Genomic DNA, 23,923 nt, shown 5'->3' with positions numbered 1-23,923 from the left:
AAACATATTGAAAATGAGGAAGAATTTTTATTTATCAAGTTTGCTCCTGTTAATTTCTATAAGTGCTTTTTCGCAGGAAAAATTTCAGGATAGTACTGCATTGATGATCTTAGATAAGATGGGAACCCTAGTTGGAGAAGTAAAATCTCTTGGGTTTCACACTCAATTATCAAAAGATGTTGCCTACGCTGAGAATTTTTTCATCAAAGAATTTGAATCCAGTGAAATTGTTCTGAAGGGACCCAATAAGTTTTATGTTAAAAGTACTGGCGAGCGAAAGGCAGAAATGTTTGCATATCAGGGTGATCAAGTGGTTTATTATTCTTTTTTGAATAATATTTTCACCGCCGCAGAAGCTCCAGACAATTTAATTGAGACCCTGGATTGGCTCTACCATGACTTTGATATAGAATTTACTTTTGCGGACTTTTTATACCCCAATTTCACGACTGATTTAAGTGAAAATATGGACTATATCGAGTTTTTGGGAACAGTGATGATGGATGGGGATAGAACTTATCATATTGGAACAGCCAATGAGCATATGACTGTTCAGTTTTGGATTAGCGATGGTGCCTATTTCTTACCCAAGAAAATTCTGATTACCTATTTGGGAGAACCCTATGCCCATCAAGTAGAAGCAGATTTTTCTGATTGGGAAATCAATAATGATTATCCAGATTCAATTTTCGAGTTTTTACCTCCTCCTGGAGCTAAACAAATCACTTGGTTAAGCAAAGATTAAAGATTAGAAACATGAAAACTTTAAACTATAAATTTTTGATACTCGGGATTGGAGCAATTACGCTTTTGGCAACTCCTGATTCTTTGATGGCTCAACGCATGAGAGGTGGTGGTGGAGGACGGTCTATGAGTAGGCCAACAACTACCAGACAGATGCCTTCCCGTCCTACTACATCTAGGCCTAGTACATCTAGACCTACTGCCAATAGGCCTACTACTCGGAATGTTCCAAATAATAGAAATCAAAGCTTCTCCAAAAACTCAAGTTCAAGACCTACGGTAAATGGAGGTTCCAATAGAGTTACCTCTAAGCAAAAGCCTAATAATCGCGTGAACAACGTTCAGGGAGATAGAGGTGGTAATAATAATAGAAATCCGAATATCAATCGAAACCCTAATGGCAATCGCGGAAATGGAGGGAATAGGGTAAACATCAATAACAATACAAATATCAATGTCAACATAAGGAATAACCATGTGCATGGTTACCGTCCTTATAGACCTCCCTATAGACCTTATCCAAGACCCCCATATGTTTGGGGAGGGTTCGGATTCTCTTGGTTTAGACCTTATTACTATCATCCATATACACCTTATTATTGGGGTCCAGTATGGCATCCATGGGGATTTTTTGCAGCTACTCTAGCTGTGACAGCAGTTGCCATTGCTGTGGATAATCAGCAATACCAATACGATGAAGGAGTCTTTTATGTAGAGACTGATGATGGCTATGTGGTAGTAGAGGCTCCTCAGGGTGCTACTGTCAAAGTGATTCCAAAGGAATCCAAAGAAGTTGAAGTAACTCCAACTGTAAACAATTACTATTATGGAGGTACTTTTTATGAGAAATCAGACGGAGGATATACAGTTGTACCGCCTCCAGCAGGAGCTGTCGTAGATGCTTTGCCTGAAGGTGGTGAAGAAGTAAAAGTTGGTGATCAGTCCTATGTGAAAATAGGAGATACCTACTATATGCCTGTCCAACAAGATGGAAAAGACATGTACGAGATAGTTCAAGTTGAAGAAGTAGAAAACTAAAAAAGGCCGCTTAAAGCGGCCTTTTCTTTTATTCATCTTCATTTACTTCCGAAACTGGTCTGAAGTTACCAGGAGGCAATTGCTCAGCCACTTCATCTCTTTCGTATGGGAATACCTCGACAATCGGACTTTCATTGATATCTGGAACCCTAAAGCTGACAAGCATATTGCTCAGACTTTCCTGAATTCTTTCAAATGCCTGCTTCACATCTTCGGCAGTAACAATCATGTATTGTGTGACCTTCTTCTCCTTACCAGACTCGCCATCGGCCACCAGATAGGTGATTTTACATTTATGCCAAAGGTCAGCATCTTCATAAAAGAACACATCCACAATGTTACTTTTGCTGATACCAGTCACTTGAAAATCCCCTCTAATCTGAGATCCCAGACGATCATATAGGATCGCCTCAGCTTCCGTAAACGAAACAGCGTCTACTAAGTATTGTTCTGATATATTTTTAAGTAGGCCTTGTTCATTTTCTTTGGCGTACTTGACTTTGCACAAAAACCAGGTTCTCATATGTTTTCTATTTGGGGCATGAAGGTAAAATTATTCATTTGAATGACCATGTGGATTTTTGTAAAAATCTAATGGGTTCTGAATTGAAGTTTTAAGGCTCTGAATATCAGTATTGTTTGATTTGACTTTTTTGGATGAAAATAAAAGCTGTAACTTTTAGAATTATCGATTCCCATGAGAGATAAACTTTGGAATAGTTTTCCGGTCCAGTTGTTTTTATTACATCTAAAGAAAAACCTGGCATTGATCCTGATTTGGGTCCTTCTACTAATGATTGTCTTCGAAAATTTCGGAGTAGTTCTGGGAGTTCCTTTTCTTTTTTTAGATCCTGAATACCTTCATGAGGTCTCTTGGGTAAGTTTCTTGATGATGGGAATTGGCTTTGCCATTTTTACTATGGCCTTCCATATGACGACATACATTATGGATGGGAGAAACTTTCCATTTTTGGCTGTAGTCAATAAGCCATTTATCCATTATTGCATCAATAATTCCATTATTCCGACCATTTTTTACTTGTGTTATAATCTAAAATTTATTGATTTTCAGTTGCACAATAGTGTGCCTAATGACTGGAGAGTGTTGGGCTATTTTGCAGGATTTACAGTAGGTAGTATTGTTTCCTATGCCTTAATTTTTGCCTATTTCGCCTTTACGAACAAGGACTTTTTTGTCTTGTTTGCTGGCACTCTAAATAAGCGACTCAAAAAAGTAAAGTTAACTCGTGCCAATGTACTCAGTCGCTATAAAGAACTAAAAAACAAAAAAGATTCTGTCCAATATTATCTTGGAGTCAATTTCAAACTGATTCCAGTGCGACCTGATATTTCAAGGTTTGAAAGGCAAAAGCTTCTTAAGGTATTTGATCAAAATCACCTGAACTTGTTCGTGATTCAGATTTTCTTGATCCTATTTGTTTTGTTTTTGGGCTTTTTCAAAGAGAACCCAATTCTGCAATTACCAGCAGCGATGAGTGTCACTATTTTATTGGCGATTTTGGTCATGTTGGTCGGCGCTGCAAGCTTTTGGTTGAGAAGTTGGTCTACTGTGGTTGTTTTTTCGCTACTAATTTTGGCCAACTATTTTTCCAATTTCGGATTTCTCAATAGGCCTCATGAGGCTTTTGGGATGAACTATCAGGTCAGTCCTGCCCCCTACAATCTGGAAAGGTTAAATGAGATTTTGGATCCCGATACAGTTGAAAAAGACAGAGAGAATACGGAAGCGATTCTTGCTGAATGGAAAAAGAAAACGGGGGATGAAAAGCCTAAATTGGTGTTGATAGCTGCTAGTGGAGGAGGGCAAAGAGCCGCACTTTGGACCTTATTGGTTTTACAAAATATCTATGAAATCAATGAGGGGGAGGTTATCAAGCATACAGAATTATTTACAGGGGCCTCTGGTGGCGTTTTGGGTGAAGCGTTTTTTAGAGAATTATACCTTAGATCGAAGTCTGATTCTCAAATCAATCCTGCAGACTCAGTTTATTTGGATCAAATGTCCGCTGATAATCTCAATCCTATCATTTTTTCTTTATTGGTCAATGACTTGCTGATTAGAAATCAATATTATTCTTATAATGGGTTTAAGTATCTGAAAGATAGGGGTTTTGCTTTTGAAAATCAGTTTAATATCAATACTGAAAGAATATTGGATAAGCCACTCCATGCATACAAGGAACCTGAGGAAAACGGTTTAATTCCCATAATGCCTGTTTCATCTTTAATCACCAACGACGGTCGTAAACTCGTGATTTCTCCCCATTCCATGTCCTATTTGGGAACTTCGGTCATGGGTAAATTGGGAGCCAATGAGAAGAAACAAAGCATTGATTTCTTGAGATTCTTTAGAGATCAGGATGCCCAAGATCTGCGATTTTTAACCGCTTTGAGGATGAGTGCAACTTTTCCATTTATTACCCCAAACATTCAATTGCCATCTGATCCTATCATGGAGACGATGGACACTGGTTTGTCTGATAATTTTGGTATCCAGGATGCTTTGCGTTTCACCTATGTGTTTCAAAAATGGATTGCAGAGAATACATCAGGAGTGGTTTTGGTAACCATTCGTGATTCAGAAAAATCTCTTGAAATTCCAGAAACTCCTTCTCCGAGAATTTTTGAAAAAGTGTTTACCCCATTGAAGAATATTTATTCCAATTGGGATAATGTTCAGACGATCCAAAATGAGGTGCTTTTCAATTACATGGCGGAATCCATGCCTTTTGACTTGGAGAAAATTGAATTTGAATACGCTCCGGAATTAGTTCAAACAGAAGAGCTATCAGGGAGTCAGGAGACTATGCAACGGGCTTCTTTGAACTGGAGGCTTACTGCTAGGGAAAAGCAATCAATACTCATGAGTATTCACACCTCAAAAAACCAGAATTCGTTGGCTAGAATAAAAGAGTTGTTCGAAAGTCAAGATTCTGTGATGGTGTCGAATCAATAAGCAAATCCTAGCTTTTTGTAAATAAAGTGCATCAACCAGGCTGGACCGATCATTAGAAACTGGACGTCCTTAAAAAATGAAGGTTTTTTGCCTTCCACTTTATGCCCATAGAATTGGATGATCCAAGCAATGATAAATATTCCCAAACTGATCATCCAGAGCTTTCCAGGAAATGTAAGGTTAAGAAAATTGGCTAAGGCCAGGCAAAGAGCTGAAAAGAAGAGCATGCCAAACGCCAGAGGGCCGGAAAGAGTAACATAGTAAATCAATACAATGAATAGAATTACTGTGGCCCAATTGGCAAAATTGTCCAAAAGCGGAAAGAATTCAGGCAGAGGTCCTGCAGGTATGCTAAAAACCAAACCCACGATGCTAAAGAAAATGGCTGGAACGCAAAACCAATGAATCAATTTATTGGTAGGGTTTTGATGACTTAAACCATATTCATTCAACAGCTCATCTATTTTTCTCATGGCATTTTGGGTATATTTCTTAAGTTTTGCATATAAATTACAAATTCTCACTCTCAAAATTTAATACTCAGGTAAAATGTTAAGCTATTGGGAACAAAAGCATTTTTTGAACCATGACTTGGTCGTAGTTGGAGCTGGCTTTGTTGGTTTATCTACTGCCATTCATTTTAAAAGGAAGCACCCCAAAGCGAAAATTTTGGTATTGGAAAGAGGTGTTTTTCCGACAGGGGCGAGCACGAAAAATGCTGGGTTTGCTTGTTTTGGGAGCTTGACAGAGATTTTGGATGACTTTTGGACCATGACACAGGATGAAGTGGTAGAGTTGGTTCAAAGACGATATAAAGGCTTACAAAAAATCAGAAAAGAATTTGGAGACAAAGTTTTGGATTACAAAACACTTGGTGGATTTGAATTGATAGATCAAGAACAATTGGCAGCTGTCGAACAAATCCCAGAGATTAATCAAATCCTAAAGAAAACATTCAAAGGGCCTGTTTTTTCCAAAGTAGGTAAAATTGGTAAGCTGGGGTTTTCTGATTCAGTTCAGACTGTTGTGAAAAATGCCTTTGAAGGAGAACTGGATCCAGGGAAATATTTAGCCGCTTTATGGGAATTGGCTGGAAAAACCGGTGTAAAAATCATTACCGGTGTAGAAGTTCTGGAAATTGAAAAAGATACAGGGAAATTGCTGGCAATGGATAAAGGCCTGAATCGAGAATTTAATTTTGAAGGCGGCCGAGTTGCCATTTGTTCCAATGCCTTTACCAAAAAAATATGGCCTGAATCAGGGATTGAGCCAGGAAGAGGACTAGTGATGGTTTCCAAACCACTAGGATTCAAAGTTCCTTGGAAAGGATGTTTCCATATGGACAAAGGCTATGTTTATTTTCGTTCTGTTGATGGAAGATTACTCTTGGGAGGAGCTAGGAATAAAGATTTTGAAGGAGAGAATACAACAGAGTTTTCTGTAAATCCGAAAATTCAGAATCATCTGAAAGAGATGGCATCCACTGTCATTTTTCCTGGAAAAGAAATTGAATGGGAGATGGAATGGACAGGAATTATGGGTTTTGGCCCAACGAAAACCCCCATTCTTCAAAAGGTTGGGGAGAAAACTGCTGCAGCTGTGCGTTTGGGAGGTATGGGGGTAGCTCTAGGGTGGCAGGTAGGAAAGGAGCTGAGCGACCTTTTGAGAAAAGGGAATTAATTTTTTTTGGTTAGATTCAAAGTTTAAATCACCAATATATTATAAATGCAGGTACCGTTTAAAGAACCCAAAGTGCTAGATGCACTGATTCCGTTGATTTTCTTGATCATACTTCTTGTTCTGAATATCAGAGTCTTTGGTACCGATGGTTTGTCAGGATCCAATCAAATCGTTTTGGTTTTATCTGCAGGAGTTGCCGCTTTGGTAGCTATTTTCAGACTCGGCTTCAACTGGGAAACTCTCCAAGATGGAATAGTTAATAGTATTAGCTCGGCTATGTCCAGTATTTTGATACTGTTTTTAATCGGAGCTTTAGCAGGTACTTGGCTTTTAAGTGGGATCGTACCAGCTATGATTTATTATGGTTTGCAAGTATTAAGTCCTACTATATTCCTATTTGCAGCATGTTTTGTAAGTGGAGTGGTTTCTGTTTCTACAGGTAGTTCTTGGACGACTGTTGCTACAGTCGGTGTTGCATTATTGGGAATTGGAAAAGCATTGGGATTTGAAGAAGGAATAATTGCAGGAGCGATTATTTCAGGGGCCTATTTTGGTGATAAAATGTCTCCTTTGTCTGATACTACCAATTTGGCTCCTGCTATGGCGGGAACAGACTTGTTTACTCACATCAGGCACATGGCGAAGACGACAGTTCCGTCAATTGTCATTACCTTGATCCTATTTATCGTGATTGGATTTAATTATGAGACTCAAGGTTCTGTTGAGGATGTAAAAGCTATTTCTACCGTTATTTTAGAGAAATTCAATATCAATGGCTGGTTATTCATAGTGCCAGGTGTGGTATTGACCTTGATTATCAAGAAAGTCCCTGCAATTCCGGCCTTGTTGATCGGAGCCTTATTGGGAGGGGTGTTTGCAATTATTTTCCAACCTGAAATCATTCAATTGATTGCAAATGAGCCAGGATCTTTTGCCTATCAAAGCTTTAAAGCTGTGATGATGTCCCTTTATGGTGAGATTTCTGTTGTGACTTCCAATGACGTTGTCAATGAGTTATTGGTAACTCGAGGAATGGGAGGGATGCTAAACACCATCTGGTTGATCATATGCGCAATGATTTTTGGAGGGATTATGGAAGTCAGTGGTATGCTTCGAGTTTTGGCTGAGGCAGTTATAAGAAAAGTCCACAAAGTTGGCTCTTTGATCGCAACAACTGCCGCTACTTGTGTGTTTTTTAATATCACTACTTCAGATCAATATTTAGCGATTTTGGTGCCAGGAAGAATGTATGCTGATATCTACAGAAAAAGAGGTTTGAAGCCCGAAAACTTAAGTCGAACTTTAGAGGACTCAGCAACTGTTACCTCTGTATTGGTTCCGTGGAATACCTGCGGAGCTACTCAGGCGTCGGTTTTGGGAGTGGCAACTTTGGTGTATGCGCCGTTTTGCTTTTTCAATATCATTAGCCCATTTATGACCATCCTATATGGATACCTGAAAATTGGAATTAATTTTTACGAAGAGGAAGAAGTAACAGCATGATCCCATTTCGGATAAGTAAAGAAGAAGTCAATGCATTGCCGCTAGGCCAATTTGAAGGTGAAATCTATTTGATAGATGATGCCGAATTGGTGGATGAGGTTGTAGAGTTTTTGGAGGAACAACCTCTTTTGGGTTTTGATACTGAAACAAAACCATCATTTAAAAAAGGAATCATCAATCAAGTTTCTTTGCTTCAACTTTCAACTCCTAATCAGGCCTTTTTATTCAGACTGAATGAAATCGGTTTTCCAGATTCTATCCGTGGGATATTGGAAAGGGAAACAATCGTGAAAATCGGAGCAGCCGTTCATGATGACATCAAAGGACTGGCAAAGCTGACTGATTCATTTTATGCTAACTCATTTTTCGACTTGAATGACGAATTGAAAAAAGTGGGTTTTCATAATGTCGGAGTTCGTAATCTTACCGCAATGGTTTTGGGAATGCGGATATCAAAATCTGAACAGGTTTCTAACTGGGAGGCGATTGAATTGACAGAAAAACAGCTTCGTTATGCGGCCACAGATGCTTGGGCTTGTCTGGAAGTCTTCAAAAAACTTCGTGTAGAAGGTTATTTGGATGAATTATTAGGACTCTAGGATTCTGAGATCCTGAATGTCCTCCAAAGTCTCAAGGACTGTTTCTTTAAGTTTTTCCCGAAACTCAAGCGTCATTTTACAATCCAAAGTCATTTCCTGATCCAAAATTTCTAATTCATATTGCTTTACTAGTTTCATGACATCGTTCATCACTGGGTAGGGGAAATGAATAGAGACTCTCTCTTTGACCTGTTCTTCGATGATTTCATTCTCTTCAATAGCCATGGAGGCTGAAGTTTTATAGGCATTGATCAGACCACTTACACCAAGTTTAGTGCCCCCAAAATACCTAACAACTATGATGAGGGTATTGGTCAAGTTATGGGATCGGATTTGTCCCAAAATAGGATCTCCAGCAGTATGATTAGGCTCACCGTCATCTGAAGCTCTAAAAAAATCCCCATCCCTTCCGATCACAAAGGCATAACAATGATGTCTTGCATCATAATATTTTTTCTTGAGCTCGGCCTGTCTTTCTTTGACTTCTTCCTCAGATCGAACAGGAAAAGCATAGTAAAGGAATTTGCTGTTTCGGTCCTTGAAGAGTCCGTTGGATTCTCCTGCCAAAGTGAGGAATGTATCTGAAGCTAGTTGATCTTCCAAAAATCTGGGGATTGGTTCAAGTATCAGGCTTCGAAATTAGAAAATTAACGGAAGTGTAATCTAGAATCCTTTGGATTTATCTTAATTTTAAGTCGATTGCTTTTCAAATGAATAAATTGACCCAACAAGAAACACTTCGATTGATCACCCTAGATAGTCGGAAGTCCGAGGGGGGAAACTTGGTTTTTTGGGAGAATGCTCGAATATTTCCAGGTGGAATACAGCGTTGTTTTTGGATTTCGGATGTCCCTGCCAATGTCTCCAGAGGAAGTCATGCCCACTGGCAAGAATCTCAGGTTTTGGTTGCAATTCATGGTGAAATCAAAGTGATGGTTCACCAACCCGGACAAGATGTTCAAACATTTGTCTTGGACGAATCTGATAAGGGTCTTTTTATTCCTCCATTGCATTGGGTAGAAACTGAATTTGGCGAAAAGGCCGTTTTATTGGTTTTGTCAGATCAAGTATATTCCGAAGATGACTATATCCGAAACATAAAAGACTTTGAAAGTATTCAAGAAAGAAATCACTGAAAATTTTTGGGTTGAATTAATCCCCGCTTCCCCCGATAGAAAGGAGTATTTGCTCTACAATGAGACACTTTCTGGTTATGGGGATTATTGGGATATTAATTTTTACAAAAGAGAGAAACTAAAAGGGATTATTTCATTTGCCGTAAAAGACGGAAAAGCCAATTCTTTACCCAAAGCCCCATTTGGTGGGTTTTGGATGGAAGAACTAGTCCATTCAGAGGAAGTTGATTTTTTTATCCAATCCATGGAACAAAAATTGAAATCCATTGGCGTTTATGAATTGTCACTCACTCTTGCTCCAAAACCCTATCAGGAATCTCAGGATTTGTTCTCGTATTTACTTTTCAAAAGTGGATATCAATTTTCCGGAGCTTTGGCCCATCAATTTTTTGTTGGGAAAAAGAAATTAAAGAAAGCTGTCCAGCAAGATCAACCTAAATTTTCCAAAAAGATCCTTCAAAACAAGGTTCAAATCACTTGCCATCCTGTTCAAAATTTCTCGTTTCTTGAAGAAATCCGACAGTGGAATAGGAGTAGAGGATATGAAGTAAGTTTAGATGAGGGACGAATTATCAATCAGGTTTCGGAGTTTCCCGAGTGCTATCACCTGATTTCTGTCTGGCAAAATGAACAAGTTGTTGCTCATACATTGGGAGTAAACCTAACTCCAAAAAGTCTATACTATTTTCAGTCAGCGATCGACCCAAAAGTTTCAATAAAAAATTTGGGAGAGATGCTCTTAATGCGACTTTTTCAACTGGCGGTAGATTTGAAGGTTGATTTTGTGGATTTAGGGTCTTCAGATTTAGAAAATGAAGCTAATCATAGTTTGATGTTTTTTAAATCTAAGTTTTCCAATGACGTCTCAAATAAGCTAACTTGGAAGAAAGCTTTTTAAGATGATTGATAAACCACAGGTTGGAATAATCTGCATTGCTTACAACCATGAAAAATGGGTGAAGGAGACACTTGAAAGTGTTTCACTCCAAGATTATTATCATAAGGAGTTGTTGATTGTTGATAATGGTAGTAAGGATCAGACTCGAGATGAAATTCAAGATTGGTTGGGGCAATTTACTGGCTTGTTCACGGTGAAAACCAAGTTTCTCGATAAGTCAAGGCCTTACTGTGAGCTGTTTAATGAATGCCTTTCAGAGTTGGAGGTAGATTATGTTGTGGATTTGGCAGGAGATGATGTCTTGTATCCAGACCATATTTCTAATTCTGTAGATATGCTAGTTAAGGATCCAAGGGCGGCTTTTGTATTTTCAGATGCCTATATTTTAGAACCGAATGGGGAAATCAGGACTTTTTACAAGAGAAATGATTTTGGTGAAATAGCCGAAGAAATTGAATTGGGTTTGATCTATGAGACCCTTTTGGAGAGAAGTTTTATTTCAGCTCCAACTATGGTGTTTAATGCTGAGATTCTTAAAAAAGAAAGCGGTTACGATCCTGATTTGTATTACGAGGATTTCGATGTTCAATTGAGATTAGCCAGAAAGTATCCTGTCCTTTTCTCAGATCACGTGGGTGTTTTAAAGAGAGTCCATGATGACTCTATGTCTGCAGGCCAATACAGACGCTATGAGTCCAAGATGCTTCCCAGTACACTGAAAGTCTGTGAAAAGGCGCTAGAGATGAATGAAAATGACCGGGAGAATGAAGCGCTGCACAAAAGGATCATGTATGAGCTAAAACATGCACTCTGGTCAGCCAATTTTGGAGTAGCTGAAGGTTTTATTCACCTTGGGATTCAATGTGGCTTAAAGTCCCTTCAATTCAAGCTTTATAAGCTGTGGGCAAAATGGAAAGTGGATGTTTCCTGGTTGTATGTCCGAATTACCTGAGAGATTATCCCACAATAACTTCAATGAATTCTTTGTCCTTGAAGTACTTCTGCCCAATAGCTAAAACATCATCTGCTTGGAAATTTTTCAAATAATCCAGTTTCTCTTCATAGAAACTTAGGTCCAATCCAGAATAATGGACAGCCCTGAATCGATCCATCAAATCGAATGACGAGCTAAAGCGAGATAGCATCTGACCAATTTGATAATTTTTGACTATTTCTAGCTCGTCTTGTGAAATAGGAACAGTGCATAATTGCTGCACTTCATGGTAAATTTCTCGAATCACTTCTTGGGTATACTCCTTTTGGACATCAGCTGAAATCAACCAGTAATTAGAGTCTCCAATCTCAGCCAAACTAGAATAAATTCCATAAGTATGACCTTTGTCTTCTCTTATGTTTTTGATTAATCTAGATCCAAAATATCCACCTAAAATGGTGTTGAAAACAGTTAATGCAATGTAATCTGGGTGGTTTTTGGGAATTGAAAAGGTCCCTAGTCTCAAACTACTCTGAACAGAGTTTGGTCGGTTTTCTTCTATTTTTAGTGTGCTTGCAGGTTCTGGAATTAGTACAGATTCAGCAAGTGGTCTATTGGGGATTTTCTCCAAGAATGTAGTTAAACTCTTCCATTCTTCACTATCAAAGTTCCCAGTTACGAATATTTCCAAATCTTGCCAAAGCATGTTTTTGGAATAGAATTCCATTTGTTCTTGGGTGATTTCATCTACATGATGAAAATCTACCTCCACTCCATAGGGATGCGTTTTCCCAAAAAGAGCTTGCCTGAACAATTGGCCAGCTCTAGCTGCAGTTTTTTCTCTTTCCAGCTGAATGCTGAGCTTCCTTTGGGATTTTCTTTTTGCTAGAATTTCTTCAGGGAAAGTCGGGGAGTGGATGATTTCCAAGAGTATAGGTAAGATCTCGAAAATGTGAATTTTAGTGCTCAAAAGGCTCAATCCCTCGAATCCGAAAGAAACCACCGGAGAAATCTCACTGGCATGGAAATCCAAGAAATTGGCAATGTCCTCACTGTTTTTTTTTCCACAACCTTCTAGCATCATTTGTAAAGTAAATGATGGAAGGAGTGATTGAGATAGGGGAAGATTTGCTCTTTGGCCTTTTCCCGTGATTTCGATTTTAACCGCCTCCAGATTTGGAGTTGGCATTAAATATAATTTGGCACCTGATTGAAGAATGAATTTTTCAGGTTGAACCAATTGGAAATCCTCCGGAATCTGAAACTCCGGTGCTTGACTTCTGTCCAAAGACATATTTTAGTTGCTAGGAATGGTGTACATCAGCGTAAACCTCAAGGTTTCTGCCAATGGATTGTTTTGTGTTTGTGGGACTAGGTAGGAAAAGTCAAAACCTATTTTCTCTAGGTCAAATCCTACACCCATGGTGAAGTACTTCCTTCCACCTTTGTTTTTGTTTTCGTAGAAATACCCAGTTCTCAAAGCGAATTTGTCATTGTAGACATATTCTGCACCGAATGAAATCATTACCTCTTGAAGTTCCTCTGAAAAACCATCAGGAGCATCCGCAAATGAACCAAACATTCCAGAAATCAATGGGCGATTAGGGTCTTTTCCTCTTCCTGGCTCAATGATTAAGTTTCCATCCTCATCAGTTGCCAAAGTTCCGTCAGGATTGGTTTGATAAACTGGAGGAGTTGGTACCAAAAGCTTATTGAAGTCTAAAGCGAAAGTCAATTCGTTCAGCTCATTCAACTCAATGGAATAAGCTGTTCCGATTCGTAGATTGGTTGGGATATAATCCAAGTCATCCGCACTATTGTAGGTGATCTTCGGACCGATGTTGGAGATATTCACCCCCCAAGACCAAGTGCCTTCTTTGTTTCCAGCCAAAATCGGCTTGCTATAATATAGGCCTACATCCGTACCTACACTTACTCCGGGTCTGCTTTCTGCTCCACCTACAGAAGAAATGGCTCCAGAAAGATTAGAATGAATAAAGCGTGCGGAAATACCCAAACCTAAATAGCTGGAAAGCTTTCTCGAATAGGTTGCTCCGATTGCTATGTCTCTTGGATTGAATTCGCCTAGCTCATTTCCTCTCCCATCAGTCAATTGAATATCGCCCATATTGAAGTAGCGCATATCAAATCCAAATGCTGAGTTTTCGTCAATTTTGAAGAAACCTGTTAGGTAGCTTAGTGACATGTCATTGACTAATTTTCCCAACCATGGAGAGTAGGAAAGCGAAAATCCCATTTGATCATCGACAAAAGCCAACTTACCACTATTCCAATGTGCTGAATTCGCATCTGGAGTAGTTGCAACACCAACATCGCCCATGGCAGAATGTCTGGAGTCGGGAGCAAAATTAAGGAATGGTACAGCTGTAGTGATCACTCGTCGGTCAGGATCCTGACCAGATACAACCACTGAGTTCTGTGCCAATGCCGAAGAGCCCATTAGGGTCAATGCCCCCAAAAGTAATCCGAACTCCTTCTTAATGGCTTTTATTTTCATTCAATGACAATTTTTCCACTTGCGGAATCTGTGGTCCCGTCTTTTTCAGAGTGAAGCGTTATTTTGTAAATATAAGTTCCTTTTGCTGGATATTTGGTTTGGTTTTGTAAAAAAATCCATTCCAAATCCCTAATAATTTCATCGGCTTCCACTAAACGATAAGAATCATTAAATAGTATTTGACCGTTTAAATTTATTATTTCAACTGATAGATTTAGGGTCTCGTTTGGTCGATTATGTTTGATTTCAAATTGACTTGAAACAGATGCTGGGTTTGGATAAACAATGTGTTCAAGGATTTGAATTCGATTACTTCCTTCTACTTGAATTTCAAATTGAAAGATACTTTGATTCCCCGCTAAATCCGTAGCCTGAATTTCAAGAAAATTTATTCCTTCCTTCAAATCGTTGACTTTTAACAGGACGTTTCCTCGTTTGAAGTCACCATCAATATTTGAAAACTGTGCGTTTAATATAATGGTTTTAGAGCCATTTATTGTGATTTGCAGGTTTTTTTCAGGATCAATCCCTGATATATCTACTCCTGATGAGTCAGAAAGGTTAATTAGAATTGGAAGTGTTTTCGATGGGAAGATCCAGGGAGCTTGTTGCTCATTTACGCTTACTTCTATCAAAGGGCCTTCTGTATCTTCTCGATTTTGAGCTGGGATTCCACCCAATTGAATTGCCTCAACCCCAAAAGCTTCATGTTTTGAATTAGGGTTAAAGGCAAATAGTTTGATGTTTTCTTTTAATATTTCTTCTCCGATTCCCGTTGGGATTTTAAATCTTCCCAGGAAAACCCCCTTGGATACCTGACCCATCATACGAACCAGGTTGTCTTTTTCAAAAGGAAACTCAACAGGTGGGCTTTCATCACCTAGGGTCTTTTCCATTTGATTTGGAACTTTGATCTCTAAGGTAAACTCTCCTTCAAATCCAGTCTGTAAACTTTGGGAAGAATTGATGATCTTTCCTTCAAAATTGACTTCCTCCAAAGAGGCTATTGTTTCCAAGTCATTTCCCTCTTTGTCTTTAAGGGACGTAAGTTGGATTTGGAACTCAGGTCTAGCTAATCTCATACTTGGATCACCCAAAAGGCTAAAATTCCTGTTCAAAGCCCCATTTAAACTGTTGTTTTTCGTCTTTCTGAAGATCGTGCCTAAATCCTGATATATCCTATCTTCTGCCGCAAGGACTGATTGAATAAAAGCTTGATTCAATGTGAAATTTACTGAGCTGAAAACTGGTCTGCCGGTGGTAAGAAGTCCTATTGCACCTTTGTTTTTGGCAATTAGAAGTTCCTCAGCTGCCGAACGAATAAAAGGACTATCATGTCTGCCAAATTCACATGTTGCAGTGATCCAGAGAGGGAGCTGATCAAATTCTGGCCAATTGGGGATGTCTTCTACTCTAAATATTTCCTCCTCCATCAGGGTGGTTTCATTTCCATGCCCGATATAATTGAGGAAAAGAGTCCCTTCTTTCAAGGTTTCCAGTAGCTCTTCTTTTGCATCAGGAGAGCTTTGTGAATCTCCATTTGAAACTTGGGAAAATTGGTCCAGATAAATCTTATTTTGGTCAAATTCAGGAAAGTTGGTAAAAAGTAAATCTGCCAGCTTTTCAGAATCCCTCAAATGGATATTGCTATCCCCATCATCTGCCATCAAGGTGATCTTTCTTTTCCAATCACCTAGACTGTGGTTTGCCTCATATTCAATGATTTTATTAATCACCAAAGCAGCTTCCTGAACTGTGATCACGGGAAGTCGTCCTACTCCGATCTGTAAGAGCTCATCACCTTCTTTGGATTCTTCCCACATACCTTGACCTATTTCCAAAAGTCCATAAAAATCATCTGAACTATAAGTCGTCAAAGGATTTAGACTATTTCTACTTGTGTAGATTGGAACCAAATTGGGTCTTCCTCCCAACTTGTTTTTAAAGTCAAAAGTGCCTTTACCTAGAATCAGGACGTTTTTTAAGGTTTTCCCCTTTTGAAAATGCCAGGCTAGAAAATTCCTAATTGCCACCACATCCTGGTTTCCATAGCCGAAAGAATCATAAATGTCTTGGACATCAATTACATCCGCTTGAATCCCCTGAGTCAATTTATGGACTCTCAGTTTCTCAGCTTCAGAAATAAAGGCCTTCGGACTTATGATTAATAATTCCGGCCAAGAAGATTGCTCCCTTAATTCTAAGCTGACCTCTGATATATTTTCAATACGAGGTGTCTGGTCTGGGTTAAATGCGACTATCTTTTTTCCAGTAATCCCTTTTTCGATTGAAAAATCAAAAGCTTCTGGCTGGAAGAAGTTTGTGACATTCCAATACTCTAAACCCGAGCTGTTGGTCAAAATGGGAGATTTAGAATGGTTGAAAAAGATGCCTTGATTCAAGTTTTCGGTAGATGTCGGGACACCTAAAGCGATGAAGTCATAATAGCCATTTCCATTCGGATCTGAACTTGTATAACTCAGTTCAATTGTTTGAATTGAGTTTTGATTTGAAGAAAAGTCCGATTCAAACCTTATTTCTTTACCTTTTAGTCCGTAACTGGAATTGGGGATTGCAGGAATAATGGATTGAAAAATTTCATTTCCATTTTCTAAAAGTCTGATCGAGCTTTCATTGATGCTTTGTCCCATCATTGTTCCAAATATTTTCCATGGAGCACTTAAGTCCGAAGATTTTCTAAAAGGAATTGACCGTAATGAACCGCTAGAAATGGGGCTTGAATACCAAGTTCTGCCAGAATTCAAGATGTTAGTTTCTTCTCCTTTGAAAGCGGACCATTCATAAACCAAGGTATTTACTCGGCTTGCAGCAACACTTTCTTTGGAATTAACCCGTAAGGGTTTTTCCTTTATTCCGATTAAATAAGAAAGAGTATCACGATAGATGTGATGGGAATATTCTAATTCTTTATTCCACTGAAAAGAATGTGCTCCTGAAAGGAATACAAACAGCTCACCATTTTTTAAAAGGGTCGGAATTTCTTGTAGCTTAAGCGATTTTTCTGATACCAATTGAGGAAGAGAACCTGGATACCCGAAAAAAGCAATATTTTCCAAGTTGTTAAATCCAAAATCCGAAAGGGTTTCAGAGTCTAACTTGTATACTCCTTCTTCGGTAATTTGAACTTTTAGATAACGGGATTGGGCAAAAGAGTTTTCAAGGGAAAGTAATCCCATCAGGAAGATCACAAAGACTTTTACCCACTGAGCTTTCATGAGGTTCCAATTGCATTTTCCAACAGGGAAAGAATCAAATAGGATACGATGATGAGAGGTATTCCTCCGATTCCAAAAATCAATAGTAATATAGCCCCAAGTCCGATTAATGAATACCTGAAAAGATTATCAGCTGGTTTAAAGTTTTTGAATTTCAAAGCAATTAATGGAATCTCGCTCACCAAAAGGATTGAGAATATCCAGGCTAGAATCACCCAAGACCAAGGATTTAGAAGAATTCCATCCAAAAACCTCCATTTTTCTCCCAGAAAAGGAAGAGTGCTAAAAAACAATGCATTGGCAGGAGTAGGAACTCCAATAAATCGGTCGGATTGACGGGTGTCAATGTTGAATTTTGCCAATCGATAAGCAGAAAGAATTGGAATAATTAAGGTTAGATAGGGGAGCCATTCCAAATCTGTCAACTGCTGACATGTCTGAAAAGCAATAAAGCCCGGTAACACACCGAACGATACCATATCCGCTAAAGAATCGAGTTGCTTTCCGAGCTCGCCGGAAACTTTCAATAACCTGGCTGCAAAGCCATCGAAAAAATCAAAAAAGGCAGAAAGCACTATGAATAAAGCGCCTGACTGGATATTTCCATTCAAAACAAAGCTAATTCCTATCACACCAGATAGAAGATTGAGCAAAGTAAGGCTATTTGGGATTTGGGATTTGATACTCAAAAGGATGCGTTTTTGCCTACAAATGGATTATGAATCTTTTCAAACTCAATGGTGGTTTCTGGGCCATGCCCAGGATAAATGACAGTTTGATCAGGAAGGCTAAAAAGTTCCGATTTTATTTTTGTTAGCAGTTGTTCGTGGTTTCCTCCAGGAAGGTCAGTTCTTCCAATACTTCCTCTGAATAAAGTGTCTCCAGCGATACAAGTGTTTGTCCCTTCATGATGGAAGACCACATGGCCTGGAGCATGACCCGGAACAAATAATACCTTCAGTTCTTCACTACCAATTTCGATATCATGGCCTTCACTCAGGTATCCATCTGGCTCAATAGCTTCATAAAGCGCAAATCCATAATTCGGAGCATAAACCTGTACTGAATTTAATACGGCTACTTCATTTTGATGAATCAAAAAAGGAATTCCGTAGGTTCGTTTTACCCATGCATTTCCTAACACATGATCCACGTGGCAATGAGTATTGAGAAGAAGTTGAGGTTTTAGTCCTTCTCCTTCTATAAAACTATGCAATTCCTGCTGTTCATACTTTTCATAGCATCCCGGATCAATGATCGCAGCATTTCCTTTATCATCGTAGATAACATAGGTGTTTTCCTGAAAAGGATTGAAGGTGAACGACTTAATTTTCAACATGGTTTTTGTCTTTCCAATACAAACAAATTAAGGAATAAAACCTTTATTTTGAGCTATGGAAAGAGATTTTTTGCTCATCGGGCAAGGACTAGCAGGTACGGCTTTAGGCTATCGATTGAAAAAGGCTGGTTTTAGCATTCAGATATTTGATCGATCCGAATCTAATCAATCAAGTAGGGTAGCGGCAGGACTATTTAATCCGGTGACGGGTAGAAAAATGGTCAAAACTTGGAATGCAGACCAGCTTTTCCCTGAGATAGTCCCTTTTTATCAAGAATTGGAGTCTATTTCCAGAGAAAAGTTTCTTCATCAGCAAACGATTTATAGACCTTTTATTTCTATTGAAGAACAGAATGAGTGGATGGGGAATAGTGCGGATAAAGCCTTTTCGGATTATTTGGAGGCAATTGTTCAAGAAAGTCAGTCTGAATCTTTAAACGACCCTTTTGGAGGTGTCATGCTTAAAAATAGCGGTTGGCTAGATATTATGACCATGTTGGATAGCATGAAAGGATATTTTGGAGAGGATTTGAAAAATGAATGGTTGGAATTGGAGCTTTTGAAGTTTGAGGATGGAATGTGGAATTACAAAGAAATCAAGGCTAAAAACCTGATCTTTTGTAATGGAGTGGCAGCACACAAATCTAACTTCTTTGATTTTCTCCCATTTGCACCTGTGAAAGGAGAGATTTTGGAGGTAAAACAAGAGTTTTGCCCAGATTATATCGTCAATCGGGGAGTTTTTCGAGTTCATTTAGGGGATGGAATTCATAGAGTTGGATCTACTTACACTTGGCATGACTTGGATCAAGGGCCTACAGAAAGTGCGAAAAATGAATTGACAGTGCGTTTAGCAGGCCTTGTAAATCAACCAATTGAGGCATATGTATCACATAAGGTTGGAATACGTCCTGCTACTAAGGACAGAAAACCATTTTTGGGAAAACATCCTGATAAGCAAAACGTTTACATATTCGATGGTTTCGGAGCGAAAGGTGTTTCTCTGATACCGTTTTATAGCAAAATAATGTTTCAATATCTAGTAGAATCTACAAGCATTCCATCTGAGGTAGATATCGCTAGGTATTTTAATTATATTTAGACAAAATCACCGTTAAGAATGCAAATAAAGTTGACTCGATTTGTTCTTTTTTTAGGTTTCTGGCTGGTTGCCGGAGGGGCATTCGCCCAATTTGACCAAGAGCGGTTCGGTAAAAACAGGGTTCAACACAAAGAATTTGAATGGTATTTCTATTCCTCCAACAATTTTGAGGTCTATTATTATGACCGTGGAGGTGCCAATGCGAAAATGGCGATTGAATACCTGGAATCTGAATTCAACAGGCTGACTCAAATGATCGGGTATGTAGCCTATACCAAGCCGAAAATTTATATCTATAACTCCCCTGAAGAGCTTTTGCAGAGTAATCTGAATTTGAATAAAGAGACTTTCAGCGAGGAGGGCCAGACTAATTTCAGTCGATTAATTGCAGAGGTGGCCTTCAAAGGGGAAATGGATCTTTTCAAAGAAGATCTTATATACGGAACCTCCAAAGTGATTATTCAAGAGATGCTTTATGGAGCTTCTGTTGCAGATGCATTCCAGTCCAATTTAATGAATGGCTTTCCTGATTGGTATGTAGATGGTATTGCTCTTTACCTAGCCAAAGGCTGGAGTATGCAAATGGATGATTACATCCGTCACTATTTAAAAGAGGATGAAAATCCCAAAATCTTAAAGCTCAAATCCCTTGAAGCGGCTTTGGTAGGACAATCTGTTTGGAACTACATCGCAGAGAGGTACGGCAGAAGATATATTTCAAGTATTCTGAATCTTTCTCGAATCAATAGAAATGAGGAAAACAGTATAGCCAATACCGTTGGGTTGAATTATAAGACTTTTACAGATGATTGGAAAAAGTATTATCTAACTATCAATCAGCAGGTAACTCAAAACTTTAGAGATATCGATCGTGGTAGTGCTATAGCTGAGACCTCAAAACGAGTTATTGGTGTGATCAATGATATCAAATTCAGCCCAGATGGATTGAACCTGGCATATGTGATCAATAATGGAGGTAAGTATAAGGTTCAGATACGAGAAATAAGCTCTGGCAATGAAAGAACCTTGATGCAAGGAGGCGCGGTTTATGAGGATCAGAACCCGAATTTCAGAGCCCCGGTGATAGCATGGCGGGATTCGGCAAATTTGGCGATAGCTTCTTTTAAAAGAGGAATTACTACTCTTAGATTGAGATCTATTGATGGTAGCAATCAAGACAAAATCTTCTTAAGAAATATTACAGAGATTCTAAGTCTTGACTTCAATAGCACTGGAAAAAATATGGTTTTATCAGCCATTTCTAATGGTAAAACTGATATCTATACCCTCAATACAAGAGGTCAAGGAAGAAGGTTGACAAACGATGAGTTTGATGATCTTACTCCGATGTTTTTAAATGATTCTACTATCATTTACTCCACCAATTATACAGATGAGGTAGATTCTACAAAGAATCAAGAAAGCCTGGAAAAGTTTCAGGATAGTTACAACCTGTTTTTGATAGAAAATCGGGATACTCTTCGAATATCTAGGTTAACCAATGCCTCTAGTAAAAATATGAGGCCTCGGAAAGTCAACTCCAATTCGGTGATCTACCTTAGTGATTTAAGTGGTATTAATAATCTGATGAGAATGACTGTTGGAAGTCAGGTTACCAGCCAAATCTCCGGTTATAATTTAAGTTTGGAGTCCTTCGATGTGAATTCAAGAATGAATAAGATCGCTTTCTCTGTTAGAGATGGAAAAGAAAGCTTCTTGATTTTGCAAAATTATAGTGGAGCCGATCAATTCACTCCAAGTACTCCGAGAGTTCAATTGGAGCAAGCTAAAAGCTTGAATGAAAGAATCGCTGCTAGAAGAGTAATGGAGGAGGCTCAAAAAGAACCTGCCGAAAGGGGAGGTGAATCACTTCCAACTCAAGCTAATAAAGAAGAAAATCAGGTTCAGATCGATACGACTGCTAATAACAAAACCACTTCCATCAACTTGGATCGTTTAAAGTTCCAAAACAGGAATGGAATCAATACGGAGAATTATACGTTCGATACACTTCCTAAAAATGTACCTAATCGTCAACAGGCTTCTACTGCAGGTCAAGAAAATAAAATCAATCTTCTTGAAAGCTTTAGAAAACAAGGTTTGCAAAAACGAGTGGTTGGACCAAGAAGAATGGAACCTCAGTTCTTTACCAATAATATCAATACCCGATTTATTGTAGATCCTTTGAGAGGATTTGGAATTAGCCTTCAGGGAAAGATGACTGACCTTTTGGACAATCATTCATTTCAAGGAGGCGTAACCACTGCTTTGGATTTTAGATCTGGTGGAGATTTGTATTTTGAATATGAGTATCTGCCAGGCAGATTGGATTTCAGAGGTAGATTTGATAGAAAAACTATCAGGATATCTGAGGGAGACATCACTTTCCAAAAATATGTCTTAACAAAAGTCGAAGCTGGAGTTTCTTACCCTTTCAATGTAAATGCTCGTTTTACAGTTGCTCCTTTCCTTGCAAAATCTCAATATTTCAATTTGAATCCTGATTCTTTGATTTTGGGACAAGTTCCGGAAGAGAACCGATACGATGTGAATTACGGAGGAGCAAAAGCTGAATTGGTTTTTGATAAGACCCGCCAAATTGGCCTTTACTCCCAAACTGGTTTCAAAGGGAAGGTAGGCTTTGTTCATTATCAAGGACTAAATCATGCCGATAGAAGTTTTAGTAATTTCTATCTAGACTTCAGGAACTATCAGGTAATCCATAAGAATATTGTCTTAGCTTCTAAATTATATGCTGGTTCCTTCTTTGGGAAAAATCCTCAAACCTACTTAGTAGGAGGGATGGATAACTGGCTGTTCAACGAGTTTTATAATCCTCCATCAAATAGGCCTGAGTCTTCTCCAGTTAGAAACCCAACAGGCGTAGAAAACTCAAATATTCTATTCGCAGACTTTATGGACTTGAGGGGGTATGATTATGATGAAATTAGAGGGAATAATGTAATTACTTTCACCACTGAGTTGAGAATTCCTGTTTTCTCTTATTTAACTAGAGGCAATATCACTTCCAACTTCATTCGGAACTTCCAACTGGTAGGTTTCTATGACATCGGATCTGCATGGGACGAGTCAGCTCCTTGGGAACGAGTAAATGATCAAAATACAGAGGTAATCAACACAGAAGGCTCACCATTTACCATTGTTTTGAATAATTTCAACAACCCTTGGCTTCAAAGTTATGGTGCGGGATTAAGAACTGTTTTGCTGAATTATTACGTGAAATTTGATGTAGCCCGACCAATTAGAAATTATGAGGCGGAAGATTTGAAGTTCTATGTAACTTTGGGCTATAATTTCTAAAAAAACAAAGCATGATTAAATCAATGACCGGCTTCGGAAATGCCGGATGGGAAAATGAGGAGTTTATGATTCACGTTGAAGTGAAGACTCTTAACTCCAAATTTTTGGATTTATCAATTCGCAGTCCAAGACAATTTTCAGATAAAGAATTAGAAATAAGAAACCTGGTTCAGTCCATTTTGGAGCGTGGCAAGGTTAGTTTATCTATTGAGTTTCTAGCAAAGAAGTCTTCAGATATCCCCGTGACCATCAATGAAGAGCTGTTTCAGGCGTATTATGGTAAGTTTGCAGCTTTGGCAAAGCAAGTGGGAGATAGTCCCTCAGAGCTATTTAAATTGGCTTTACAGGCCCCTTCGGTAATTACAAATACAAATACTGAACAAGGAGACACAGAGGCTGAATGGGAATTGGTGAAGAAAGTAATTACAGAAGCTGTCAAAAAGTGTAATGATTTCAGAGTTGATGAAGGTAAAGTGTTGGAAGAGAAGTTATTGGAAAATATCTCAACCATTGCTGGAGGATTGGAAAGTGTAAAAGCTGATGAAGGAGCGAGAAAAGAAAGAATTCAATCCAGAATCAAAAATCATTTTCAAGAGTGGTTGGATGAAAATTCCTTTGATGCTAATCGATTCGAGCAAGAATTAATCTATTATTTCGAAAAGTTGGATATCACAGAAGAGATTGTTCGATTAGATACTCACTTGAAATATTTCAAAAAATGTTTGGCTGAGGAATCCAATCAAGGGAAAAAGTTGGGCTTTATCAGTCAGGAAATAGGAAGAGAAATCAACACAATTGGGTCAAAAGCAAATGATGCAGGTATCCAAAGGCATGTGATTCTCATGAAAGATGAACTTGAAAAAATCAAAGAACAATCAATGAACGTTCTATAAAACAG

The 23,923-nt window shown here is 38.6% G+C and carries 20 protein-coding genes; 12 read left to right on the top strand and 8 right to left on the bottom strand.

The features are described 5' to 3' along the window. The first annotated feature begins 13 nt into the window (after positions 1-13). Entirely contained in the window at positions 14-745 is a 732-nt protein-coding gene (locus BUF13_RS12020; protein WP_073572049.1) for a DUF2092 domain-containing protein, read from the top strand. 11 nt (positions 746-756) lie between these two features. Beyond that, positions 757-1,782 carry a DUF6515 family protein gene (locus BUF13_RS12015; RefSeq protein ID WP_073572453.1) on the top strand — a complete coding sequence of 342 codons (1,026 nt, stop codon included), beginning with the start codon at positions 757-759 and terminating at the stop codon, positions 1,780-1,782. Between the two features lie 28 nt (positions 1,783-1,810). On the opposite strand, the gene BUF13_RS12010 is transcribed toward BUF13_RS12015, so the two are convergent. Continuing rightward, a complete protein-coding gene (locus BUF13_RS12010; protein WP_073572048.1) occupies positions 1,811-2,305 on the bottom strand; it encodes a DUF4494 domain-containing protein in 495 nt (164 codons plus the stop codon). A 174-nt stretch (positions 2,306-2,479) separates the two neighbouring features. Here BUF13_RS12010 and BUF13_RS12005 point away from each other — a divergent pair, with 174 nt between their 5' ends. Next, the gene (locus BUF13_RS12005; protein ID WP_073572047.1) at positions 2,480-4,759 is read left to right on the top strand and encodes a patatin-like phospholipase family protein; all 2,280 of its coding nucleotides are present in this window, start codon (positions 2,480-2,482) and stop codon (positions 4,757-4,759) included. Here BUF13_RS12005 and BUF13_RS12000 read toward each other — a convergent pair. Beyond that, positions 4,753-5,232 carry an Mpo1 family 2-hydroxy fatty acid dioxygenase gene (locus BUF13_RS12000; protein WP_073572046.1) on the bottom strand — a complete coding sequence of 160 codons (480 nt, stop codon included), beginning with the start codon at positions 5,230-5,232 and terminating at the stop codon, positions 4,753-4,755. The genes BUF13_RS12005 and BUF13_RS12000 overlap by 7 nt on opposite strands. Before the next feature lie 76 nt (positions 5,233-5,308). Here BUF13_RS12000 and BUF13_RS11995 point away from each other — a divergent pair, with 76 nt between their 5' ends. From BUF13_RS11995 to BUF13_RS11985, 3 genes are read left to right on the top strand one after another with little or no spacing between them, the layout of a single operon-like run. Beyond that, complete coding sequence (locus BUF13_RS11995; protein ID WP_073572045.1) at positions 5,309-6,439, top strand: NAD(P)/FAD-dependent oxidoreductase; 1,131 nt, start codon at positions 5,309-5,311, stop codon at positions 6,437-6,439. 45 nt (positions 6,440-6,484) lie between these two features. After that, on the top strand, positions 6,485-7,942 hold the full coding sequence (gene nhaC / locus BUF13_RS11990) for a Na+/H+ antiporter NhaC (protein ID WP_073572044.1): 1,458 nt from the start codon (positions 6,485-6,487) through the stop codon (positions 7,940-7,942). Further along, the gene (locus tag BUF13_RS11985) at positions 7,939-8,541 is read left to right on the top strand and encodes a 3'-5' exonuclease (RefSeq protein WP_073572043.1); all 603 of its coding nucleotides are present in this window, start codon (positions 7,939-7,941) and stop codon (positions 8,539-8,541) included. The genes nhaC and BUF13_RS11985 overlap by 4 nt, the downstream gene beginning before the upstream one ends. Here BUF13_RS11985 and BUF13_RS11980 read toward each other — a convergent pair. Then, positions 8,530-9,144 (bottom strand): IMPACT family protein, encoded by a 615-nt coding sequence (locus tag BUF13_RS11980; RefSeq protein WP_073572042.1) that lies wholly within the window; start codon positions 9,142-9,144, stop codon positions 8,530-8,532. The two genes, BUF13_RS11985 and BUF13_RS11980, sit on opposite strands and share 12 nt — an antisense overlap. 107 nt (positions 9,145-9,251) lie before the next feature. On the opposite strand from BUF13_RS11980, the gene BUF13_RS11975 reads away from it, so the two are divergent. Genes BUF13_RS11975 through BUF13_RS11965 form a run of 3 tightly spaced genes read left to right on the top strand, consistent with a single transcriptional unit; the run spans position 9,252 to position 11,527 of the window. Continuing rightward, a complete protein-coding gene (locus tag BUF13_RS11975; protein ID WP_073572041.1) occupies positions 9,252-9,677 on the top strand; it encodes a sugar 3,4-ketoisomerase in 426 nt (141 codons plus the stop codon). Further along, a complete protein-coding gene (locus tag BUF13_RS11970) occupies positions 9,649-10,575 on the top strand; it encodes a hypothetical protein (protein WP_083586441.1) in 927 nt (308 codons plus the stop codon). The genes BUF13_RS11975 and BUF13_RS11970 overlap by 29 nt, the downstream gene beginning before the upstream one ends. Position 10,576: 1 nt before the next feature. After that, the gene (locus tag BUF13_RS11965) at positions 10,577-11,527 is read left to right on the top strand and encodes a glycosyltransferase family A protein (RefSeq protein WP_073572040.1); all 951 of its coding nucleotides are present in this window, start codon (positions 10,577-10,579) and stop codon (positions 11,525-11,527) included. A gap of 4 nt (positions 11,528-11,531) precedes the next feature. On the opposite strand, the gene BUF13_RS11960 is transcribed toward BUF13_RS11965, so the two are convergent. The 5 genes from BUF13_RS11960 to BUF13_RS11940 are packed head-to-tail and all read right to left on the bottom strand — an operon-like array spanning position 11,532 to position 18,602. Further along, positions 11,532-12,803 carry a M16 family metallopeptidase gene (locus BUF13_RS11960; RefSeq protein WP_073572039.1) on the bottom strand — a complete coding sequence of 424 codons (1,272 nt, stop codon included), beginning with the start codon at positions 12,801-12,803 and terminating at the stop codon, positions 11,532-11,534. 3 nt (positions 12,804-12,806) lie between these two features. Further along, entirely contained in the window at positions 12,807-14,027 is a 1,221-nt protein-coding gene (gene porV, locus BUF13_RS11955) for a type IX secretion system outer membrane channel protein PorV (protein WP_073572038.1), read from the bottom strand. Beyond that, positions 14,024-17,263 carry a type IX secretion system sortase PorU gene (gene porU, locus BUF13_RS11950; protein WP_073572037.1) on the bottom strand — a complete coding sequence of 1,080 codons (3,240 nt, stop codon included), beginning with the start codon at positions 17,261-17,263 and terminating at the stop codon, positions 14,024-14,026. Before porU ends, porV begins: the two co-directional genes overlap by 4 nt. Next, positions 17,260-17,952 carry a CDP-diacylglycerol--serine O-phosphatidyltransferase gene (gene pssA / locus BUF13_RS11945; RefSeq protein ID WP_073572036.1) on the bottom strand — a complete coding sequence of 231 codons (693 nt, stop codon included), beginning with the start codon at positions 17,950-17,952 and terminating at the stop codon, positions 17,260-17,262. Before pssA ends, porU begins: the two co-directional genes overlap by 4 nt. Further along, positions 17,949-18,602: an MBL fold metallo-hydrolase gene (locus tag BUF13_RS11940; RefSeq protein WP_073572035.1), complete on the bottom strand. Its 654-nt coding sequence runs from the start codon at positions 18,600-18,602 to the stop codon at positions 17,949-17,951. The genes pssA and BUF13_RS11940 overlap by 4 nt, the downstream gene beginning before the upstream one ends. A gap of 55 nt (positions 18,603-18,657) precedes the next feature. Between BUF13_RS11940 and BUF13_RS11935 the strand changes: the two genes are divergently transcribed. The 3 genes from BUF13_RS11935 to BUF13_RS11925 are packed head-to-tail and all read left to right on the top strand — an operon-like array spanning position 18,658 to position 23,918. Beyond that, positions 18,658-19,704, top strand: a complete 1,047-nt coding sequence (locus tag BUF13_RS11935) for an NAD(P)/FAD-dependent oxidoreductase (protein WP_073572034.1) — start codon at positions 18,658-18,660, stop codon at positions 19,702-19,704. 18 nt (positions 19,705-19,722) lie between these two features. Beyond that, entirely contained in the window at positions 19,723-23,025 is a 3,303-nt protein-coding gene (locus BUF13_RS11930) for a biopolymer transporter Tol (protein WP_073572033.1), read from the top strand. A gap of 11 nt (positions 23,026-23,036) precedes the next feature. Next, positions 23,037-23,918: a YicC/YloC family endoribonuclease gene (locus BUF13_RS11925; RefSeq protein WP_073572032.1), complete on the top strand. Its 882-nt coding sequence runs from the start codon at positions 23,037-23,039 to the stop codon at positions 23,916-23,918. The last annotated feature ends 5 nt before the right edge of the window (positions 23,919-23,923 follow it).

This window comes from Algoriphagus zhangzhouensis (assembly GCF_900148515.1).
Classification (GTDB): Bacteria; Bacteroidota; Bacteroidia; order Cytophagales; family Cyclobacteriaceae; genus Algoriphagus; species Algoriphagus zhangzhouensis.
This window is presented reverse-complemented; position numbering and strand designations above follow the sequence as displayed.

Excerpts from the sequence above, each read along its gene's own strand:
- BUF13_RS12005 (WP_073572047.1), top strand. The coding sequence starts at position 2,480 with ATGAGAGATAAACTTTGGAATAGTTTTCCGGTCCAGTTGTTTTTATTA.
- BUF13_RS11960 (WP_073572039.1), bottom strand. The coding sequence starts at position 12,803 with ATGTCTTTGGACAGAAGTCAAGCACCGGAGTTTCAGATTCCGGAGGAT.
- BUF13_RS12020 (WP_073572049.1), top strand. The coding sequence starts at position 14 with ATGAGGAAGAATTTTTATTTATCAAGTTTGCTCCTGTTAATTTCTATA.
- BUF13_RS11940 (WP_073572035.1), bottom strand. The coding sequence starts at position 18,602 with ATGTTGAAAATTAAGTCGTTCACCTTCAATCCTTTTCAGGAAAACACC.
- BUF13_RS11975 (WP_073572041.1), top strand. The coding sequence starts at position 9,252 with ATGAATAAATTGACCCAACAAGAAACACTTCGATTGATCACCCTAGAT.
- BUF13_RS11930 (WP_073572033.1), top strand. The coding sequence starts at position 19,723 with ATGCAAATAAAGTTGACTCGATTTGTTCTTTTTTTAGGTTTCTGGCTG.
- BUF13_RS11985 (WP_073572043.1), top strand. The coding sequence starts at position 7,939 with ATGATCCCATTTCGGATAAGTAAAGAAGAAGTCAATGCATTGCCGCTA.
- porV (WP_073572038.1), bottom strand. The coding sequence starts at position 14,027 with ATGAAAATAAAAGCCATTAAGAAGGAGTTCGGATTACTTTTGGGGGCA.
- BUF13_RS11925 (WP_073572032.1), top strand. The coding sequence starts at position 23,037 with ATGATTAAATCAATGACCGGCTTCGGAAATGCCGGATGGGAAAATGAG.
- porU (WP_073572037.1), bottom strand. The coding sequence starts at position 17,263 with ATGAAAGCTCAGTGGGTAAAAGTCTTTGTGATCTTCCTGATGGGATTA.
- BUF13_RS11995 (WP_073572045.1), top strand. The coding sequence starts at position 5,309 with ATGTTAAGCTATTGGGAACAAAAGCATTTTTTGAACCATGACTTGGTC.
- BUF13_RS12015 (WP_073572453.1), top strand. The coding sequence starts at position 757 with ATGAAAACTTTAAACTATAAATTTTTGATACTCGGGATTGGAGCAATT.
- BUF13_RS11935 (WP_073572034.1), top strand. The coding sequence starts at position 18,658 with ATGGAAAGAGATTTTTTGCTCATCGGGCAAGGACTAGCAGGTACGGCT.
- BUF13_RS11965 (WP_073572040.1), top strand. The coding sequence starts at position 10,577 with ATGATTGATAAACCACAGGTTGGAATAATCTGCATTGCTTACAACCAT.
- BUF13_RS12000 (WP_073572046.1), bottom strand. The coding sequence starts at position 5,232 with ATGAGAAAAATAGATGAGCTGTTGAATGAATATGGTTTAAGTCATCAA.
- nhaC (WP_073572044.1), top strand. The coding sequence starts at position 6,485 with ATGCAGGTACCGTTTAAAGAACCCAAAGTGCTAGATGCACTGATTCCG.
- BUF13_RS12010 (WP_073572048.1), bottom strand. The coding sequence starts at position 2,305 with ATGAGAACCTGGTTTTTGTGCAAAGTCAAGTACGCCAAAGAAAATGAA.